This is a genomic window from Pontibacter harenae (assembly GCF_020907245.1).
Taxonomy (GTDB): domain Bacteria; phylum Bacteroidota; class Bacteroidia; order Cytophagales; family Hymenobacteraceae; genus Pontibacter; species Pontibacter harenae.
In genome coordinates this window covers 36,173-55,590 of the sequence record NZ_JAJJWH010000014.1, presented here as the reverse complement: position 1 = coordinate 55,590, position 19,418 = coordinate 36,173, and the positions used below count along the sequence as shown (strand labels likewise).

The window sequence follows — 19,418 nt, the reverse complement described above, 5'->3', positions numbered from 1 at the left end:
CTTATGGTTGCTACAGCTAAAACAATATGAAACGATGCTGCTCTCAGACGTGCTTTTATTTATTTTGGCTTACGCAATAGTCTCTGCCATTGGAACAATATTTGTTTGTTTTTACAGAGCCCTTGGAGACATAACAAACCACAGAACAAGTGTCATAACAACTTCTTAAATAGCAGAGGCTCACATGTCAATGTAAGCCTCTGCTATATGGTTTAACTAATAACGAAATTAATTAAACTTCTCTTTTAAGATTTCAAATTCAACTATAGGAGAAATACGCTCATACAGTATTTGATATACTGCATTTGTAATGGGCATCTCTACCTTTAGTTTCTTGTTAAGCTCATATATGCTTTGCACAGCATAGTATCCTTCTGCCACCATATTCATTTCAAACTGAGCCGACTTAACAGTATAGCCTCTGCCAATCATATTTCCAAACGTACGGTTACGACTAAACTGAGAGTAAGCTGTTACTAAAAGGTCGCCTAAGTATGCTGAGCCGCTTAAGGCACGGTGTATGGGCATGATGGCATCCAAAAAACGTTCAATTTCAAACATGGCATTCGAAACAAGAACTGCCTGAAAATTGTCGCCAAAATTAAGCCCGCGAGCTATGCCACAGGCAAGTGCAATGATGTTCTTCATAACGGCACAATATTCTATACCATCTAAGTCATCCAAAGGGCTGGCTTTGACATAGCGGTTGCGTAGCAATTCACAGAAATGTTCGGCCACAGCCAGGTCGTGAGAGCCGATGGTGAGGTATGACTGCTTTTCCAAAGCTACTTCTTCGGCATGACAAGGACCCGCAATAACCAATTGATGGCTGTTGGCAACCTGAAAATAACGCTCCAGGTAATCTGTTATCAGAATGTTTTCCTGCGGAATCATTCCTTTAATAGCAGACACAACTACTTTGTTTTTTAAGGCTCCTCTAGGTAATTCAGAGAGAACACTTTGAACAAAGGCAGCTGGCACAGCCAATACAACCCAATCTGCCGAAGCCACCACTTCTGCTAGTTGGGTTGTTGGCTTCACATAATTCAGGTCGAATTGAACGCCGCTTAAATAGCGCGGATTATGGCGGTATTGTACCAGGTGTTGCACATCATTGCTGTTGCGCATCCACCAAAAAACTTTAGACTTATTCTCAGAGAGAATTTTAACTAGCGCGGTAGCCCAGCTTCCTCCTCCCAATACGGCAACTTTCTCCAAATCTATTTTTATTCTGTACCTCCAGCAGCTATGGCTGATTTATTTAAAGATGCTTCGTCTTTTACGGCAACCTTGGCACCATCAGAAAGTGTATTAGACACTGCTCTAAACGGACCAGAAACTACTTTCTGACCAGGTTCTATGCCACTAAGGATTTCCATGTTGTCGAAGTCGCTGATACCTGTTTTCACTTTTACGCTTTTAACGGTATTTGTACCTTGGTCATATACAAAAACAACTTCATCTACTTGCGCTGGTGCTGATTGTTGCCGTGACTGGTTGTTGCTTTCAGCTTCCGTAGCCTCTTCGTTAGCCTCGTTCTGTGTTGGCGCACCTGCATTGCTACGTGTAGTAACGGCAGATAATGGAACAGCCAACACGTTTCCTTTACGCTCTGTAATGATGTCTACAGTAGCCGTCATTCCTGGTCTGAAAGGTGTGGCATTTGCTGCAGCCAAGTGCTCATAAGAGTCATTTATCAGGCGAATCCGTACTTCAAACTCCGTAACAGCCTCAAGCGATGCAGCATCGTTGGCTGTGTTTGCAATGGCTGTCACTATGCCTTTAAATCTTTCATTTTGGCTGGTATACGAGTCCACTTCAATAATGGCAGAGTCTCCTAACGCTACGCGTATAATGTCGTTTTCATTTACATTAACACGAACTTCCATATTGTTCAGATTGGCAATGCGCATTATTTCTGTACCTGCCATTTGGGACGTACCTACTACACGCTCGCCACGTTCTACGTTAAGCTTAGAAACCGTTCCGCTCACAGGAGCATATATGGTAGTTTTATTCAAGTTTTCCCGCGCATCTTTTAAAGAGGCTAATGCATTTTGTACACTGAACTCTGCAGCTCTAACACTTTGCACTGCCGATTCTACTTCCTGTTGGCTTACTTGGTAGTTAGCTCTTATCTGCTGGAACTCAGCCTCAGAAATAACTTTTTGCTCATGTAGCTGCTGGTTACGCTCAAAATCCTGTGTGCTCTGTACATTGTTGGCTCTAGCTTGTGCCAAACGAGCCTTTGCTTGGGCTAGGTTAGCACGGGCCTGGTTTACGCTTGCCTCCTGCGCATCTACAAACGACTGGTAGTTGTCAGGGCGAATGCGCAGTAAAAGCTGTCCTTTTACTACCGAGTCCCCCTCCACTACATTCAGTTCTATAATTTCACCTGATACGTCTGGACTTATTTTAACCTCTGTTTCTGGTTGCACTTTACCAGAAGCACTTACTTTCTCAACGATCTCTGTTCGTTTTGCCTCCGATAATATTACCTCGGTGCCTTCATCCTGCCCTATCCATCCAGCTTTCTTGGCTACAAGTATTCCAACAATACCAAGTACAAGTACGACTATAAGAATAGGAATTAGCTTTGATTTTTTAGCTGCCATAGTTTTAGAAAGATATGTCTTTACCTTGGTAGAAGTCCAAGACCTTTAATTTGAAAGCATATTCATACTTTGCCTGAATCAGGCTTGATTGTGCTGAGCGGAAAGTATTGGCGACAGTGTTGAATTCTATCGTATTAATCACGCCTGCGTTTAGACGCAACTCAGCGTTTCGGTAATTTTTCTCTGCTGCGGTAATCTGCTGTTTGGCTGCCACATACCTTCTTTGGGCGGCTACAGCATCTACGTAAGCCTGCTCAATAGTTTGTAGCAGGTTATTGCGTGCAACATCGGCATTTAGCTTGGAGTTGTTCTGTGCAATTTTGGCACGCGCTACATTTGTTCTGGTTTGAAACCCGTTGAAGATAGGTATTTGTAGTGAAACAGCTACCTGCCTACCAATGTTGTCCCTAAACTGATCAGGCAGAGAGTAATCAAGAAAAGGCATGTTTACCTGAGTCTGCGGAATATAAAGCGAGAAAGGTTGTGTGCGGCTTTCATCTAAATAGCCTACCAGTTGCCTGTTATACCCTGTTATAGTAGTTTCTGCATCTCCATACAAATAAGAGCGGCTGGAGTAGAACGTATTTACGCCAGCACTTACAGAAAGCCTTGGGAAGTAACTGCCTCTAGCTATGTCTATGGCCTTGGCAGCACTTATCACCCTTATGTCAGCTGCCTTGATAGCTGGTAAGGTTTGCAGTGCCACTTCATAAACAGTACCAGGTTCAACTAAAACAGGGCTTTGGTCAGGTTCAGGAATTTCAGGAATTTCTATCTGGAATTCAGCAATTGCAGGCAAATTAAGTGTTTGTTTCAGCGTCAGCCGTGAAATATCCCGCTGATTTTGAGCATTGATCAGGTTCAATTCATCCGTTGCCAACTGAGATTCCAAATCCAAAACAGCATTTTCTGCCACACTTCCGGCTCTGAAGAGTACTCTCGTTCGATCCAGCTGCTGGTTAGTCAGGTCTCTTTGCAGGGTTGATGTATTGATTAGCTCGTTTGCGAACAGGATGTTTAAATATGCCGTAACAATCTGAATCGTAATGTCATTTTGCGCCGATAGCAGGTCTTGCTGACTAGCCTGTAGTTCTAGTGCATTCTGCTTAACGGTGTTCACCAACTGAAAACCCATAAACAGCGGCAAGGAAGCATTCGCATTCAGGCTACTCGATCTTGTGGTCTGGGTTCTTAAGTCATAGGTGGCAGGGTCTATGTTTGTACCTGTGTTAATGGAGTACGAGCTGCTGCTGTTTACGCTTGGAAGTCTGGCAAACCTCGACTGCGTATAAATAGCATCGTTTGCCTCTACGTTAAATTTGGCCTGCCGCACTTGAAGATTATGGATTCGAGCATAGTTTACAGCCTCTTCCAACGACCATATGCCGTCGCTTCCTGCTCCTTCTTGCTGTGCCTGTGCAGCACTTGCTCCTGCCAGAGACAAGCCGATCACAAGCAACAAATTCTTTGAAAGTTTTTTCATAATTTAGGTAAGGAACTCTTATAGATCAATATTAGGTATATAAATTACCTGCTTCACCCAACTTAATTGTCGTAGATACTCTAGAGTTATCGGCTTTATACCTGAATCCATTTCAATAAACTGCCTGGCTAACTCATTTCTGCCTTTCCTGGAAACATTCATCGTCGCAATGTTACACTCGTCGTGTGCCAGCACCGAGGCTATAAAAGCAATGCTACCTTTTACATCGTCAGCATCTATAATGAGCGTATGCAACGTAGCAGAAAAGCTGGAGGAGAAGCCATCCACTTCTACAATGTTGATCACGCCTCCGCCCCTGCTTTGCCCGAGAACCTCCACCTCTCGGCCTGAGGCTTTCAGGTTCAGCCTGATTGTATTAGGGTGCATGGTAGATGCGTTGCCGACGGATTTGAAGGTATACTTCAACCCTCGTTCTTTAGCGTATTCAAAAGCTTCTTTTATGCGTTTATCGTCCGTTTTAAAGTCGAGCAAACCTGCTACAATGGCCCTGTCGCTGCCATGGCCCTCGTAAGTGCGGGCAAAGGAATTGTAAAAAGTAATCGTCGCCTCTTCGGGCTTCGAACCAAGCATACGAATGGCGGCACGGGCAATACGGACTACACCTGCCGTATGCGAACTGGAGGGACCTATCATAACTGGTCCTATCATATCAAAAACGCTACTTTTCTCAGCCATAAAGAGTTAGCGACTATTACTATATCGCAAAACTCAAATTTAGCAAATAGGGAGCAGAAACATAGTTTTTACATTTTTAATTGCCCTTAATTCTACCAAACCAGCAATTTGTTCTACCAACTGTAGTTATGCTCCCATCAAGAAGCTAAAGTTTATAGAGTTACTTTCACTTTTGTACCTTTTCAGCTGTTTCCGCACCTAAAGATGGGGTGCCGGAACATCTGTTTTATATAAAGGACTTTTCTCCGGCTAGAAATGTTAAATTTGCCGTGCAATTCTTTCTTTCAAGAGTAAAGCGCAAACAATGGAGCATCATTTTAAGCCAGAGGTACTGGAACAACTAAAGCGACTAGAGGAAAAGTATGTGCCGCTTGGCCAGGATTTAGCATCTTATCTGGAAGGTTTGTACCACACGGACTTCCTGAATTACTGGGATTACATACACCTCGACACTTTGCTGAGCTTACAGGTGCCCATGACGAATATTCCTGATGAAAAGATATTCATCATGTATCATCAGATCACAGAGCTATACTTTAAACTGTGTCTGGAAGAGTACAAGCAAATTGGTGAAGACAAGGCGCTTACTATGGATTGGCTCATTAGACGCTTAAACCGTATAAACCGTTATTTCGATAATCTGATAGATTCCTTTGATGTGATGGTGGAGGGCATGGACCCAAAGCAGTTTTTGCAGTTTAGGATGGCACTGATGCCAGCCAGTGGATTTCAATCGGTGCAGTACCGCATGATCGAGATTGCCTCTACCGATCTACGTAACCTGGTGGATAAAGCCAAGCGAGCTGCCTTAGGATTGCAAACCACACAGGAGGAAATGATTGGCTGCATTTACTGGAAAGAAGGAGCAACCGAAGTGGCTTCAGGCGCCAAAACACTTACGCTGCTCCGTTTCGAAGAGAAATACACAACACAGCTCATTCAGTTCGCTAAAGACTACGAGCACAAAAATGTGTGTTCAGTATACAAGCGTCTGCCACAAGAGGACCAGCAGAACCCTAAACTCATCGGCCTGCTCCGCGATTTAGACAGTAAGGTGAATATAAACTGGCCCCTCATGCACTACAAATCTGCTGTGCGCTACCTGCAGCGCGACCCAGAGGTTATTGCAGCCACTGGCGGTACAAACTGGCAGAAGTACTTGCCACCGCGTTTCCAGAAGCGTATTTTTTACCCTGAGCTGTGGAGCGAAAAAGAGGTAGAAGAATGGGGCAAAGGCTGGGTAGAAAAGGTTCTGAACGGAGATATTTAATACTAGAGCATTAGTAGGTTAAATCGAACTACCTGCACCCACAGCATGTTCTAAACCAATAGTAATTTATATAACAATCAACATAAAGTTTAAGGTTAACTACCTTACCTGTTATACATGAGAAAAAAAGAACTTGACCTGGTACTGCCACCAGAAATTGCGTTTGATGCTGAACGCCTAGAGCAAGAAATTATTAAAAATGCCCGCGTAAAACCTGAGGATGTAAAGTTTATACATCGGGTGAAACGCTCTATAGATGCCAGAGGCCGTGAAGTAGTTACAAAAGTACGCGCTGATGTTTACTTGGATACTCCTCCTGCTGATGTGCATTCCCCAATTTACACCTATACTGATGTTACAAATCAGCCTAAAGTAATCATAGTTGGAGCTGGTCCTGCAGGGCTTTTTGCAGCATTGCGATGCATAGAGTTAGGGCTAAAGCCAGTGGTGCTGGAACGTGGCAAAGATGTGCGAAACCGCCGCCGAGACCTGGCAGCCATCAACAAAGAACATTTAGTTAATCCAGATTCAAATTACTGTTTTGGTGAAGGCGGTGCAGGTACTTATTCAGATGGCAAACTTTATACCCGCTCTAAAAAACGTGGCGATTTGCAGCGCATCCTTCAAATACTGGTGCAGCACGGTGCTACTCCTGATATTCTTTTTGATGCGCACCCACACATAGGCACAAATAAACTACCTAAAATCATAGAAACCATCCGTGAATCAGTACGTGAAGCAGGCGGCGAAGTGCTGTTCGACATGCGGGTGACGGAATTTATAGTAGCACAAGGTGCTATGCGGGGTGTGGTAACGCAGGATCGGCAGGAGTATATTGGTGAGTCAGTTATACTGGCAACTGGCCATAGTGCCCGCGATATTTTTGAACTGCTGCATCGGCAGGATATAGCCATAGAAGCTAAGCCTTTTGCCATGGGAGTGCGCGTAGAGCACCAGCAAAGCTTGATTGATCAGATTCAGTACAAATGCACTAGTCGCAGTGCATGGCTTCCTGCCTCTTCATATGCCTTAGTGCAGCAAACTAACTATGACAACAGGCAGCGAGGCGTTTTCTCGTTCTGCATGTGTCCTGGCGGCTTTATCGTGCCTTCGGCTACGGCTCCTGGCGAGGTGGTGGTAAATGGCATGTCGCCGAGCCGCCGCGATTCACGCTTTGCAAACTCTGGTATTGTAGTGGCTATTGAGCTGGAAGACATGGAACTGGAGAAGTACGGACAATTAGCTGGACTAAAAATGCAGCAGGCACTGGAACAAAGAGCCTGTGCCATGGCTGGCGGTACCCAAGCGGCTCCCGCACAACTGCTGCTGGATTTTACTAAAAAGAAATTGGGAGGCGAACTGCTGGAGACATCTTACCAGCCTGGCTTGGCACCTGTCGATATGAATGAGCTTTTTTCACCTGCCATGGCTTACCGCCTGCGCGAAGGGTTTAAGGGTTTCGGCAACAAGATGCGGGGCTATCTGAGCAATGATGCTCAGATCATTGGTGTAGAAAGCCGCACCTCCTCTCCTGTCCGTATTCCGCGCGACCGTGACACGTTAGAGCATGTGCAGGTAAAGAACTTATATCCTTGTGGCGAGGGAGCTGGTTATGCAGGAGGTATTGTATCGGCGGCCATGGATGGCGAGCGCTGCGCCGAAATGGTAGCTGCCAAAGTAAAGCGTGTGCTATAACAGTAGGCTTGTATTATGTGCAGGACCACTTGCTTTATAACGTTTCTTCCTGAAATGGTGTTAAAGAAAGTGTAACAGGATAGGACATCAAGCTAAAGATAAAACAGATATGAAAAAGACGGTTGTATTAGGCGCTACCGACAATCCTACGCGATATGCCTATAAGGCAGTGCATCGTTTGCAACAAAGCGGGTTCGATGTAGTACCAGTCGGAATTAAAAAATCTACAGTAGGCGGTATGCCTATTATCACGGATTTAAGTCAGCCAGTGGAAGACGTAGATACGGTGACACTTTATGTAGGGCCGCAAAACCAACCTTACTGGTATGATTACATAATTAGTTTGAAGCCAAAGCGGATCATTTTTAATCCAGGTACAGAAAATTTAGAATTGGAACGCTTAGCAGATGATGCTGGCATTGAAACGCTGCACCATTGCACCTTGGTAATGCTGGCCTCTAATAGCTACTAAAATATTTTCGCCTGCGGCTGAAACCATACATTTTTTCAAACGTTTAAATAACTAGGTTGAACAGATGGCATTGTTGTCTATGTTTAGCCAAATCATAAAAAGAGGGACCTCTGATGAAGAGATCCCTCTTACGTTTTTAAAGGTCTATCATTGTTTATATTTTCAATTCGAATATCGAACAACGAGCTTTAGGCTTCTTTATCGTAATAAGCGTCTTTCGTTTCTTCTTCCATTTGCATGTGCATTATGCTTGAAAGGGCTGTATCAGGAATAACGTTAGAAGCCGCAGCCTGAATTTTGTTCATAAAGCCAGGTACTACTTTTACTTCCCCTTTCATCATGGCTTCGTAGCCAGCTCTAGCCACATCTTTTGGCTCAGATAATGGACCATTAGCCGCTTTAGTATATTCAGCATCCGCTTTATGAAAGAAGTCTGTATTGCCTGCGCCAGGGCATAAAGTTGTAACGGTGATATTAGTATCCTTCAGTTCGTTAGCTAATGCTTCTGAGAACGACAGCACAAAGGCTTTGGTAGCACCATAAATGGCCATTAGAGGTGCGGGCATCAGTGAAACAATGGAGCCAAGGTTTAATATTTTGCCTTCATTCCTAAGCTTCATTTCTGGAAGGAAAAGTTTTGTAAGCGTAACCAGTGACACCACATTTAGCTGAATAACATCCAGTTCCCGCTGAAACTCATTGTCGAGAAATGTGCCGTGTACACCTACACCAGCGTTATTAACCAGTACATCTATCTCTATTCCGCTGCTCTTTACTTCCTCATATATTTCCTGTGCAGATTCAGGTCTGGTAAGGTCAGAAGTTACAATGCAAACGTGCTCCAGTTGGTGTTCATCTTGTAAGCTGTAGCCTAGCTTCTTGAGCCTGTCTGTACTTCGGGCCACCAAAACTAGATTGTATCCATCTTTAGCAAATAGCTTCGCCAGTTCCATTCCAAAACCGTTCGAGGCTCCTGTTATCAATGCTGTTTTCTTTTTACTCGTTGCTTTCATAGTTTATTGTAATTTGTTGTTCATTTAAGGAGTACACCCCTCACTTTGTTTACCTGCTGCTGTAGGTTATAGTTACAGATACTTTTTTTAACTGTGTCGCATTTCTGAGACTGCTTCTAAATCATGAAAGTACCATATTCAATGTTGATACATAAAACTCGTATATGGGAACTACAAAGTAATTTAAAAACACGTACTTTGATTTTTGCAACGTTTTTAGAAATTACAATGCTTACAGATACTACCAGCACAGCTTATTCCAAAAGAATTACAAGAATAGCAGTGGGTGCTATGTTTTTTCTGCAGGGCATGAGCTTTGCAAGTTGGGGATCTCGTATTCCAACCATTCAACAGGCATTAGGTTTATCGGAAGCAGCATTAGGAGGTGTTCTGTTTTCCCTGCCTGTAGGCTTGATGGTGTCCCTGCCTCTATCAGGATGGTTAGTAACAAAAATCGGCAGTAAGAGAGTAGTTGTGCTGTCTCTGTTAACTTACAGCCTCATCTTGGCTACGATAGGTTTTGCACAATCCGCAACTCAACTGATAGTGGCTCTTTTCTTTTTTGGCTTGGCGGGAAACATGGTCAATATTGCAATTAATACCCAAGCCGTAGGCGTGGAGGAAATGTACAAGAAACCTATCATGGCCTCTTTTCATGGCTTATGGAGTCTGGCTGGTTTTACGGGCGCAGCGATAGGTACCTTTATGATTGGGTTGGGCATCGTGCCCTTTCAGCACTTTATAGGCATCACCATTTTTACGTTTGTCTTTGTAGCTATTGCTTCTAGGTACATTTTGAGCGAAGATATCAAAACAGGAGAAGAACAGCGCGTATTTGTTATGCCAACTAAATCGTTGCTCACCCTTGGGTTGATTGCCTTTTGCTCTATGGTTTGCGAAGGAGCTATGTTTGATTGGAGCGGCGTTTATTTTAAAAAAGTGTTGCAGGTGGAGAATGCTTGGGTAGGCGCTGGTTATACGGCATTTATGTGTGCCATGGCCTCTACAAGGTTTGTAGCAGACTGGTTAACTGGTAAGTTTGGTTTGAAGCGCGTTTTGCAGGCAAGCGGTATCCTAACGTTAGTCGGTCTTGTTATAGCCGTGGCCTTGCCCTATCTGTTGCCAGCTACCATCGGTTTTTTGCTGGTGGGTGCTGGCGTATCGTCGGTGGTGCCACTGGTGTATAGTGCTGCTGGCAAAACAACCACTATGTCGCCGGGCGCAGCCATTGCTGCCGTTTCCACCATCAGTTTCTTCGGCTTCCTGATTGGTCCGCCCATGATTGGATTGATAGCCGGTGCCACAAGTTTACGCGTTTCTCTTTCTGTGATTGCTGTACTTGGCTTTTGCGTGACGGTTATTTCGACAAGAACGAAAAGTATATAACTTCCTTGAGAGGAGTTATAGAGTTGAGGAGTTAGAGCGTTAAAGGGTTAGAGAGTTGAGGAGTTAGGGAGGCTGCAACCTTTGACTTCCTTTTCAGTCAAAGGTTGCAGTAATCTAAAATACCTTACTGCAACCTCTAGCTCTTATCCTTACGCTTCTCTTCTTAGCACTTCCAAAGGCGGCCTTACTAATATGCCTCGGCTGTTTAGCAGGCCTACTGTAACTGTTAGTAAGGCCACGATGGCAAATATGACAAACAACGGCCATACTACAGGTACAAAAGCAACTTCGAAACTGTACACAGCCAAGGCCCAAGCAGCTCCAAAAGCTATTACTAGTCCAGTGGAGGCTGCTAAAACACCTAGGAGCAGGTACTCTAAGGCTGTGATAGCGAAAATCTGTTTTCGGCTTGCTCCTAACGTTCTAAGTAGTACACTCTCCTGTATCCGCTGAAACTTACTAACGTTTACAGACCCAATCAGTACGAGCAGCCCAGTAAATATGCTGAAAAGAGCCATAAACTGGATCACAAAAGACACCTGCCCTACCACTTCATCCAGTGTCTGTAAAATAAGGTCTAAGCCTATGGTGGAGATATTCGGAAAACGCTCAACTATCTGCCGCTGAAACTGTGCCGCCTGCTGGGTGCTGTCAGAGCGGGTCATAAGCACATGAAACTGCGGGGCATCTTCTAGTACGCCTTCAGGGAAAACAATCAAGAAATTACTTTGCACCCTGTTCCAGTCCACTTTGCGTAGGTGTGAAACGCGAGTTGTGATAGGTGCTCCCTGCACATTAAACTCGAGTGTGTCTCCTATTTCAGCCTTTATACGTTCTGCGTAATGGTCTTCAAGTGAAACGGGCACTAAACCATTGCCATTGTAGGTGCCTTCCCAGGTTCCTTCCACAGTTTCTTCAGCTCCAGAAAGCTTATCGCGATAAGTTACTCTGTACTCACGGGTAAACAGCCAGGGGCGGATGTCTAAAGTGCTGTCTTTACGCGCCACAGCTCCTGTTATTTGATTTACCCGCTCTAGTCGCATCGTTACGATAGGGTCTAGTTGCAGCACTGGCAAATCCTGCTCTTTTGTCATCTGCACCACATCATCGCGCTGTGAATTCTGAATATCAAAGAGCACCAGGTTAGGCTGGTTTTCACTTCCCGAAATAGAGACTTCGCTTAAGAGCGTGCGCTGCACCAGGTACAGTGTCCCTATCAAGGCACTACCTAAGCCAATCGAAACCATCAGCAGCAATGTCTGGTTGTTCGGACGGTAGAGGTTGGCCAGCCCTTGCCGCCATACATAGCTCCATTCTGTCGGAAAGAAACGCTTCACGAGCCAGGAAAGCAATGTAGCAAATAAGGCCAGTAATAAGAAAGCAGCTATCACACCACCAGTGAAATACAGCGCTTGCCACCATGTTCCCATCTGCCAGCGGGAGAAAAGCAGTGTAAAAAGTGCTATAGCAGCATAAACCACCCAGCGTAGCACATCTTTCTGGCTTGTCAGGTGCTCTATACTTGCCCGTAATGTTATCAGCGGAGAAACCTTGCGAATACTCAGCAAAGGCAGCAGCGCAAAAAGTACAGAAACTACCAAGCCGAGCAGCACCCCTTGGGCAGCGGCTGCAATAGAGAACACCGCTTGCACATTAACAGGTAAAAACGCTTTGAATAACTGCGGCAATACCAACTGTACAACACTACCTAAAATAGCGCCTGCCAAACCACCAAGTAAGCCCATTCCCATTACCTGGAACAGGTACACCAGAAAAGCTTGTGTGCTGCTCATGCCCAGGCAGCGAAGCACGCCAATTGTTTTAAGCTTGTCGCGCATATAAACATGCACGGCACTTGCCACACCTACACACCCGAGCAGCAAAGCCACAAAGCCAACGAGTGCTAGGAAGCCAGCCAACTCGCTATAAGCTTCGCCCATTCCCTCTTTGCGTGTCTGCACTGTGTCGTAAAAGAGGCCATACTCTTCCATGCGGTCTTCAAGTTTATTTGCTAGTGTGTCAGGCTGCACAGATTCAGGTAAGTCGTAATAATAGTAATAGGAAACCCGGCTTCCGCGCTGCATCAAACCTGTCTCGTCTAGGTACTGTCGCGGGATGTATACTGCAGGCGCAATGGTAGCTGTAAGTGCGGTCTGGCCAGGAATTTTATGCAGCGCACCTGCAATTTCAAATGTCTGTATGCCTATTCTAATCGAATCACCTGGTTCGGCCTCGTATTGCAGCAGGAGGCTTTGGTCCACTAACGCGCGGCGGCCTTGCCTGAATGTACGACTTGCATCTTCTGGTACTGTTTCTATGGCTCCGAAATAAGGGAACCCTCCTTCCAAAGCCCGTACCTGCACCAAGCGTGTACCGTTCGTGTTCAGGAAGTAAACCATTGAAAGAAGGCGGTTTTCATCCGAACGCTCTCCTAAACCTTTGATAGAATCAACTAAGGCTAAGGCTAAAGAGTCAGGCTCCCGATTCATGCCCATGACTAAGTCGGCCCCAATAAGCGATCTTGCCTGCTCATCTATGGCGCGTTGCAAGCTGTAGCGAAAAGAGTTTATGGCCACCAGCGCCGCTATACCAAGCACGATAGACGATAGAAACAACACCAACTTACCCCGGCTACGGCGTGTATCGCGCCATGCCAGACTCAGGAGCCACTTCAGGTTTAGCTTGTTCTTATTACCAGTGTTATCAGTTGTGTCAGACACGTATCTACTTTTGAATTAGTAAAGGATTGAGCTTAAAACAAATTATCAAGGCCTTTCAGCGTCGATTTGCTGCTGGCAGGGCCGCTATCAGCTATCACAGTGCCTCCTTTTATGCGGATGATGCGCTGTGTTCGCTGCGCCAGTTCCAAGTCGTGTGTTACCAACACCAGCGTAGTGCCTGCTTCTTTGTTCAGGTCGAACAGTAGTTTTTCTACACGCTCTCCCGTTTCCTCATCCAGGTTACCTGTTGGTTCATCCGCGAAAAGTATACGCGGTCTGTTAGAAAAAGCCCGGGCTAACGAAATACGTTGCTGCTCCCCTCCCGAGAGTTGTGTCGGGTAATGGTCGTGCCGTTGGTCCAAGCCTACCCTCTCCAACAGTTCCTTCGCAATGGGTTTTACATTCCGCTCTCCGCGCAACTCCAGCGGCACCATTACATTTTCAAGGGCTGTTAGCGTTGGTATCAGCTGAAAGTTCTGGAAAATAAACCCAACATACTGGTTCCGAACCTGTGCCCGTTGGTCTTCAGAAAGATTGTCTAGTGTGACACCATTTAAAATTACGGAGCCAGCGCTGGATCTGTCTAACCCAGCGCAAAGCCCTAACAAGGTTGTTTTGCCAGATCCGCTGGGACCAACAATGGAGCAAGTGTCGCCTTCTTGTAAGGCAAAATTCACATCGTGTAAAACTGTAAGGTGGCGGTCGCCGCTGTGGTAGGTTTTGGTAAGATCTCGTACTTCGAGTATGGTTGACATGCTTTTTATTTTATGACAGATTTCTTTGTTTGCACTAGTTGCAAGGAAACAACTAAAACCTATAAACTGTAAGTCCGCGTTATAGGTTTTTAAGAGTGCAACATATAAATTTATAAATCATTAAGCACAAATTGTGAAAAAGAACAAAATCTTATACCTCTCATTGGCCTTGCTGTTCACATTGTATAGTTGTGGGCAAGTAGAAAAGGAAGAAACCGTAGAAACAGAACAGGAAACACAAACTCAAGCAGGTGCCTCTTCTGGCAACAGTCAAGCAGGAAAGCAAAAGACGATTGTGTTTTTCGGCAACAGCCTTACTGCTGGATATGGCTTAGAACCTGATCAGGCTTTTCCTGCGCTTATTCAGCAGCGTATCGATTCCCTGGACCTGCCTTACAAGGTTGTAAATGCAGGTGTTAGCGGAGAAACATCAGCAGGTGGTAAAAGCCGCATCGATTGGCTTCTGAGACAACCCATTGATGTTTTTGTATTGGAGTTAGGAGCTAACGACGGCCTACGTGGAATTGACCCCTCCTCTACCTACACGAATTTGGCAGCTATCATAGATAAAGTGAAAGACAAATATCCTGATGCGGAAATTGTGCTGGCTGGCATGCAGATGCCGCCAAGCATGGGGCAGCAGTACACAGAAGAATTTAAGCAAGTCTATAGCCGTTTGGCCGAAGAAAAAGACGCAAAATTGATTCCGTTTCTGCTGGAGGGTGTCGGTGGCGTGCCTAAACTAAACCAGTCTGATGGCGTGCACCCTACAGAGGAAGGGCAGAAGATACTGGCAAATAATGTGTGGCAGGTACTAGAACCGATTGTAAGGCAAGAGTCTTAAGCAATATATTAGTCTACCAGTTAAAATTGCTCCTATTCTCTAAGTTTTTGAATGTTGTGGCGGTTTATTTTAATGAGGAGGTTGAAAAAGTAAAATAAAGATGAGGTTACGTCAATGATCAATCCTTTTGATGTAAAATTAGAAAATAAACGAAGTTTATGAATTTAGATTTTTCATTAAAGAGCTTTACTGAAAATTATTATACTTTTCAAATTTTAAAAAACAAGGTATGGATTGTATCGGAATGGATAGGCGATGACATTTCGTTTATTATATTTGAACCAAATAATAACCTCCTTTTAATTAAGAAAGGGGTAGTTGAAAAAATAAAATGGGAGGCAGTTGGAAAAAATCGTATTATTATAAATAGAAAAGAAGGGAGCTATATTTTTAAAATTGAATTATCAGAAGAGAATCTTATTGTTTTGAAAGCAGACAATGATGATTCATTTATATTTTTGATTAATGAACCTCTCTACCTCCAAGGGATAAAATCAAATGAAGAGGTTTTAAATTACTTGATACAGAAATACCCACTAATTGAAGGATTATCTACAACTTCAGATTCATATTTAGAAATTTCAGGAAAAAAAATTAATATAGAAAAGTCTAAAGAAGAAGCCAAGAAGATAAGATATAAGAAGCAAGATTCAATTTTATTAATGATTATAGGAGTATTAGTTTTTATCCTATTCATAATTATTGGTAATGGACTATAATAATTACATAAATATTTTTTCTACTACACAAGTAGTTTAGCTAAACCTACCTTATTGTTTACTTGTGAATATTGACTCGTAGTAATAGACAAAAATTATTCCTGTACTAGCCGCATTGAGAATGCTGCATAACATTCTCAAAAAATTGCACTAAAAAATTTCAATTATTTTTCTACTCAGCGCAACCATCTGATAAATGGTGCCGTACATATGTATGGCTAAAAGTTGAAAAGTTAATTTCAAAACAGCGAAGGCTCCTCGTTCTGTAGGAGCCTTCGCTGTTTTTATGGGTATTATGTAATTTTTACTCAGCTACCTCAGCCTTCTGCTTTTCAGCCAATATAAAGTAGCCCCCCTTCTCATAATTTTTGCATCATTTTGTAGAGGTTCTTTCAACTTAACCTCTTTAAAACTATACCCCGTAACTCCTGTTCCTACAGGAATCATTTTGAAGGCTTCTTCGCCAGCTTACTGTAATATGTAAGACTAATGATTCTTGTACAAGACTTCAGCCTCATCGGGCATAGCAGGTTCAGGTTATTTTCCTGTGGTCTATGCTAATGCAACTCCATTATCTGGTCGGCTCCAGGCATCTAAACCATCCAAACCAGGTAAAGCGCAAAACAAAGTACTAGATTTTTCATGCACCAAAAGAGAAGCTAAACAGAATAAAAAAGGGCTGATTTTGCTTCATTCAAAATAATTTAAAAAAAATAACAAACTTATACTTGTTCATTTTCAAGATGATACGAGTAACATAGCGCATTTATGAAAAAAAATAAGAAATTTAGGTTTACTCAGGCAACCTCCACCCCATTATTTACATCTAGGGGATAAAGAGACAAGTTGAAGCTCTGTACATTTGGCTTAGTACTAAATAAACAATTTGATAAACCTTTACCAGCGTGACCGAAGCGGAATTAATAGCAGGCTGCCAGAAAGGCGAGAGTAAAGCGCAGAAGTACATGTACGAGCGCTATGCCTCTCAGATGTTTGGCGTTTGCTTGCGCTATCTCAAAAACCAAATGGATGCTGAGGAAGCGCTATTGAACGGATTTATGAAGGTTTACCAGCACATTGGCCGCTTCGAAGCGAAAGGTAGCTTTGAAGGTTGGGTACGAAGAATTATGGTAAACGAAGCTCTAAGTTTCTTACGAAAAAAAGAACCCTTGCACCTGGCTGTTGTAGACAGCACTATACAGATAGCTGGCAGCGGAGGCGCAGATCATGACTTAGGTGAAGGTGAATTGATGGACCTGGTGAGGGCATTGCCCGCTGGCTACAGAGCTGTTTTTAACCTTTATGCTATTGAAGGGTACTCTCATAAAGAGATTGCCGATATGCTAAATATTACCGAAGGCACTTCAAAGTCGCAATTGAGCAAGGCAAGAGCTATGCTGCAGCGTAGATTAACAGGTGAAGAAGCATTAGCAAGTTAAATTGTTATAAGCTAGAAATTATGAAAGAAGAAGAAATAGATAAGTTATTTAGCCAGAAACTGAGTAATGCTGCCCCTACTCCTCCCGCTGATATGTGGAGCAGGCTACAGGAGCGCATGCAGGAGGAGATGCCAGCGCAAGAGGAGCCGAAGATTGTGCAGCTTCAGCCTGAGAAGGAAGAGAAACGGCATAGCTTTATGTGGATTTACTCTTCTGTGGCAGCTACTTTGTCTCTTTTGTTGGCAGTTGGTGTGGTTTTTTACAACATCAACACTTCTCCAGAGGTTAGCCAACAGTTGTCCTCAAACGGAGAGCGTGTTATTTCTGAAACACCTTTACATATACCTCAATCTGCTCCTGAAACAAAAGAAGAGACCCAGCCTGAACCAGAGGCAACAGCACAAAATATTTCTGAGGACCAGGCAACCGAAGCTAGCAACACTTCATCTGAGATTACAGAAGAGGTTAAGAGAGCCACTACAATAGGTGCGAATGCTGAACAACAGAAGCCTGCCGTTATGGAAAGAGCACCCAAAAAAGCAACCTCAGTTTCTCTGCCTATAAAAGGCAGTGCTGAGAGCATAATGGCAGTGCACAAGCCAACAGATGCTGCTCAGGTGAAAGTAACAGAAGTGAAGCCTATAACAACAGCTAGCTTAGCCAGTAGCAGCATAACCACTCCTGCTGCTTCAAACCTTACTGCTGAGCCTGTTGAGATTGTTATCAAACGTGCCGTTGTGTCGCAGGCACCGCAGCCAGTGGCAGAAGAGCCTAGTGAACTAGCTAAGAAAACGACCTTGGCAAAGAACATCTTCAAACAAATGAGAAATCTTTCTAACGGAGAGCGTGTCGAATTATCTGAAATAGTTCATGCCGATAAAATCTCAGTGGAAACCCAGATTGGGAAGCAAAAATTATCAAAAGTTATCAATCTTTAACCCTTAAAACGATGAAACGACTAGTACTACTTTTTACGGCCATTTTTATGGCTGCAGCTATCGGTGTGTCTGCCAAAGGCGGTCCTACCATTGGCCAACGACTTGGAGAGCAAGACACCATTGTAATTAAAATGGCAAACGGTGCAAAAATGATTCTACAGCTACAGAACATCCAGCAGCTAAAAGCTTTCCAGAACTATAGCTTAGACTCTTTGATGCGCGAACTGAACGTATACATAGCACAGACTGACAGTGTGGAGATGGCTAACCAAGGTTCTAAAAACATAACAGTTACTTTCAGCAAAAGTGGTAATGCTGCCAACCCAGAAAACGTAAGCGTTGTAGTTACAGAATCTAATACCCAAACTGGCACGGCAAACAAAGAGCGCCATGAGATAAAGATCGGAAGGAATATCAAAATTGATGTTGACGTGGAGGAAGATGGCGATAATACGAAGGTGAACGTGGCTACGCCTTCAAAAGCGGAGCGTGATAGCACAAAGGCTGCCAAGGCTGAGGAAAATTATAAATCTACCCGTTCTGGCCTAGACATAGACTTGGGTCTGAATAACTTCATCAACACAGCCTCAGACCAAACTATACCTGATCTTAAGCCGCTTGGTTCCAGATACGTAAGCCTTAACTGGCATATAAATTCACAAGTAGGTGGCCGCAAGAGTCCGTTCCACATCATCTCAGGTCTTGAGTTTGCTTTTAACAACTATATGTTTGATGACAACTATATAGTGCGTGACGTTAACAATGTGACGGAGTTTAACAGAATCACAGACATTAGTTTTCAGAAGTCAAAGTTGACGCACTCTTCTGTAAACGTTCCTCTTATGCCTATGCTAAACTTTAAGCGCGACAATGGCAAAGACGGCTTTAAAATTGGTGCTGGTGGCTTTGCAGGATATCGCTTAGGAAGCCACTCCAAACTGAAGTACAACCAGGACGGTAATACTGAGAAAGACAAAACCCGCGACAACTTTAACCTGAGCGATTTTCAGTATGGATTAACAGGCGTGATTGGATACGGTAATCTTGATTTGTTCATGAAATACAACATGAACGACTTGTTTAAAGAAAACAGAGGTCCACAGGCGAACGTGATAAGCTTCGGCTTAAGGCTGCTGAACTAAACTAGTGTTAAGCTAGATTTTAGATAAATATTTACAGAGGAAGGAGTCCATAACTAGGACTCCTTCCTTTTTTTTGTGCTTTAATTCTAAAATTAGAAGGTAGTTATGGTGCACACTTCTGTTACTCATAAATAAATAATAAAAAAGCAAAATATTCAGGCAACCAGCTAGCCAGCTCATGCATCTTAGATATATAAAGCGCTTTTAGAATTGAATCTCAAATTGAATTAT

Annotated in this window: 16 protein-coding genes; 9 read left to right on the top strand and 7 right to left on the bottom strand. The window is 43.7% G+C overall.

Annotated features, from left to right (window positions below; translation table 11 throughout):
- Positions 1 to 228 precede the first annotated feature (228 nt).
- From LN893_RS09390 to sdaAB, 4 genes are read right to left on the bottom strand one after another with little or no spacing between them, the layout of a single operon-like run.
- Positions 229 to 1,218 (bottom strand): NAD(P)H-dependent glycerol-3-phosphate dehydrogenase, encoded by a 990-nt coding sequence (locus tag LN893_RS09390; RefSeq protein ID WP_229969561.1) that lies wholly within the window; start codon positions 1,216 to 1,218, stop codon positions 229 to 231.
- A gap of 8 nt (positions 1,219 to 1,226) precedes the next feature.
- Complete coding sequence (locus LN893_RS09385; RefSeq protein WP_229969560.1) at positions 1,227 to 2,615, bottom strand: efflux RND transporter periplasmic adaptor subunit; 1,389 nt, start codon at positions 2,613 to 2,615, stop codon at positions 1,227 to 1,229.
- A 4-nt stretch (positions 2,616 to 2,619) separates the two neighbouring features.
- Entirely contained in the window at positions 2,620 to 4,098 is a 1,479-nt protein-coding gene (locus LN893_RS09380; protein WP_229969559.1) for a TolC family protein, read from the bottom strand.
- An 18-nt stretch (positions 4,099 to 4,116) separates the two neighbouring features.
- Entirely contained in the window at positions 4,117 to 4,794 is a 678-nt protein-coding gene (sdaAB, locus tag LN893_RS09375) for an L-serine ammonia-lyase, iron-sulfur-dependent subunit beta (protein WP_229969558.1), read from the bottom strand.
- 304 nt (positions 4,795 to 5,098) lie between these two features.
- Here sdaAB and LN893_RS09370 point away from each other — a divergent pair, with 304 nt between their 5' ends.
- The 3 genes from LN893_RS09370 (at position 5,099) to LN893_RS09360 (ending at position 8,231) form a co-directional block, all read left to right on the top strand.
- On the top strand, positions 5,099 to 6,064 hold the full coding sequence (locus tag LN893_RS09370) for a tryptophan 2,3-dioxygenase family protein (protein ID WP_229969557.1): 966 nt from the start codon (positions 5,099 to 5,101) through the stop codon (positions 6,062 to 6,064).
- Between the two features lie 117 nt (positions 6,065 to 6,181).
- On the top strand, positions 6,182 to 7,759 hold the full coding sequence (locus LN893_RS09365; RefSeq protein WP_229969556.1) for an NAD(P)/FAD-dependent oxidoreductase: 1,578 nt from the start codon (positions 6,182 to 6,184) through the stop codon (positions 7,757 to 7,759).
- 109 nt (positions 7,760 to 7,868) lie between these two features.
- On the top strand, positions 7,869 to 8,231 hold the full coding sequence (locus LN893_RS09360) for a CoA-binding protein (RefSeq protein WP_229969555.1): 363 nt from the start codon (positions 7,869 to 7,871) through the stop codon (positions 8,229 to 8,231).
- Positions 8,232 to 8,419: 188 nt separating this feature from the next.
- On the opposite strand, the gene LN893_RS09355 is transcribed toward LN893_RS09360, so the two are convergent.
- Complete coding sequence (locus tag LN893_RS09355; RefSeq protein WP_229969554.1) at positions 8,420 to 9,244, bottom strand: SDR family NAD(P)-dependent oxidoreductase; 825 nt, start codon at positions 9,242 to 9,244, stop codon at positions 8,420 to 8,422.
- 228 nt (positions 9,245 to 9,472) lie between these two features.
- Here LN893_RS09355 and LN893_RS09350 point away from each other — a divergent pair, with 228 nt between their 5' ends.
- Complete coding sequence (locus LN893_RS09350) at positions 9,473 to 10,630, top strand: MFS transporter (protein WP_229969553.1); 1,158 nt, start codon at positions 9,473 to 9,475, stop codon at positions 10,628 to 10,630.
- Positions 10,631 to 10,779: 149 nt separating this feature from the next.
- Here the strand turns inward: LN893_RS09350 and LN893_RS09345 are convergent, their stop codons facing one another.
- Together LN893_RS09345 and LN893_RS09340 are read right to left on the bottom strand one after the other, a co-directional pair.
- Positions 10,780 to 13,350, bottom strand: coding sequence for an ABC transporter permease (locus LN893_RS09345; protein WP_229969552.1), 2,571 nt, complete (start codon positions 13,348 to 13,350; stop codon positions 10,780 to 10,782).
- Positions 13,351 to 13,382: 32 nt separating this feature from the next.
- Positions 13,383 to 14,105, bottom strand: a complete 723-nt coding sequence (locus tag LN893_RS09340) for an ABC transporter ATP-binding protein (protein ID WP_229969551.1) — start codon at positions 14,103 to 14,105, stop codon at positions 13,383 to 13,385.
- 133 nt (positions 14,106 to 14,238) lie between these two features.
- On the opposite strand from LN893_RS09340, the gene LN893_RS09335 reads away from it, so the two are divergent.
- The 5 genes from LN893_RS09335 to LN893_RS09315 all read left to right on the top strand — a co-directional run bounded on the left by LN893_RS09335 (position 14,239) and on the right by LN893_RS09315 (position 19,187).
- Complete coding sequence (locus tag LN893_RS09335; RefSeq protein ID WP_229969550.1) at positions 14,239 to 14,949, top strand: arylesterase; 711 nt, start codon at positions 14,239 to 14,241, stop codon at positions 14,947 to 14,949.
- A gap of 158 nt (positions 14,950 to 15,107) precedes the next feature.
- Positions 15,108 to 15,668 carry a hypothetical protein gene (locus LN893_RS09330; RefSeq protein ID WP_229969549.1) on the top strand — a complete coding sequence of 187 codons (561 nt, stop codon included), beginning with the start codon at positions 15,108 to 15,110 and terminating at the stop codon, positions 15,666 to 15,668.
- A 905-nt stretch (positions 15,669 to 16,573) separates the two neighbouring features.
- Positions 16,574 to 17,107, top strand: a complete 534-nt coding sequence (locus tag LN893_RS09325; protein WP_229969548.1) for an RNA polymerase sigma factor — start codon at positions 16,574 to 16,576, stop codon at positions 17,105 to 17,107.
- 20 nt (positions 17,108 to 17,127) lie between these two features.
- The gene (locus LN893_RS09320) at positions 17,128 to 18,045 is read left to right on the top strand and encodes a hypothetical protein (RefSeq protein WP_229969547.1); all 918 of its coding nucleotides are present in this window, start codon (positions 17,128 to 17,130) and stop codon (positions 18,043 to 18,045) included.
- A gap of 11 nt (positions 18,046 to 18,056) precedes the next feature.
- Positions 18,057 to 19,187, top strand: a complete 1,131-nt coding sequence (locus LN893_RS09315) for an outer membrane beta-barrel protein (protein WP_229969546.1) — start codon at positions 18,057 to 18,059, stop codon at positions 19,185 to 19,187.
- The last annotated feature ends 231 nt before the right edge of the window (positions 19,188 to 19,418 follow it).

Coding starts and splice junctions, on each gene's coding strand:
- LN893_RS09385 (WP_229969560.1), bottom strand. CDS start 2,615: ATGGCAGCTAAAAAATCAAAGCTAATTCCTATTCTTATAGTCGTACTT.
- LN893_RS09380 (WP_229969559.1), bottom strand. CDS start 4,098: ATGAAAAAACTTTCAAAGAATTTGTTGCTTGTGATCGGCTTGTCTCTG.
- sdaAB (WP_229969558.1), bottom strand. CDS start 4,794: ATGGCTGAGAAAAGTAGCGTTTTTGATATGATAGGACCAGTTATGATA.
- LN893_RS09370 (WP_229969557.1), top strand. CDS start 5,099: ATGGAGCATCATTTTAAGCCAGAGGTACTGGAACAACTAAAGCGACTA.
- LN893_RS09365 (WP_229969556.1), top strand. CDS start 6,182: ATGAGAAAAAAAGAACTTGACCTGGTACTGCCACCAGAAATTGCGTTT.
- LN893_RS09360 (WP_229969555.1), top strand. CDS start 7,869: ATGAAAAAGACGGTTGTATTAGGCGCTACCGACAATCCTACGCGATAT.
- LN893_RS09355 (WP_229969554.1), bottom strand. CDS start 9,244: ATGAAAGCAACGAGTAAAAAGAAAACAGCATTGATAACAGGAGCCTCG.
- LN893_RS09350 (WP_229969553.1), top strand. CDS start 9,473: ATGCTTACAGATACTACCAGCACAGCTTATTCCAAAAGAATTACAAGA.
- LN893_RS09340 (WP_229969551.1), bottom strand. CDS start 14,105: ATGTCAACCATACTCGAAGTACGAGATCTTACCAAAACCTACCACAGC.
- LN893_RS09330 (WP_229969549.1), top strand. CDS start 15,108: ATGAATTTAGATTTTTCATTAAAGAGCTTTACTGAAAATTATTATACT.
- LN893_RS09320 (WP_229969547.1), top strand. CDS start 17,128: ATGAAAGAAGAAGAAATAGATAAGTTATTTAGCCAGAAACTGAGTAAT.
- LN893_RS09315 (WP_229969546.1), top strand. CDS start 18,057: ATGAAACGACTAGTACTACTTTTTACGGCCATTTTTATGGCTGCAGCT.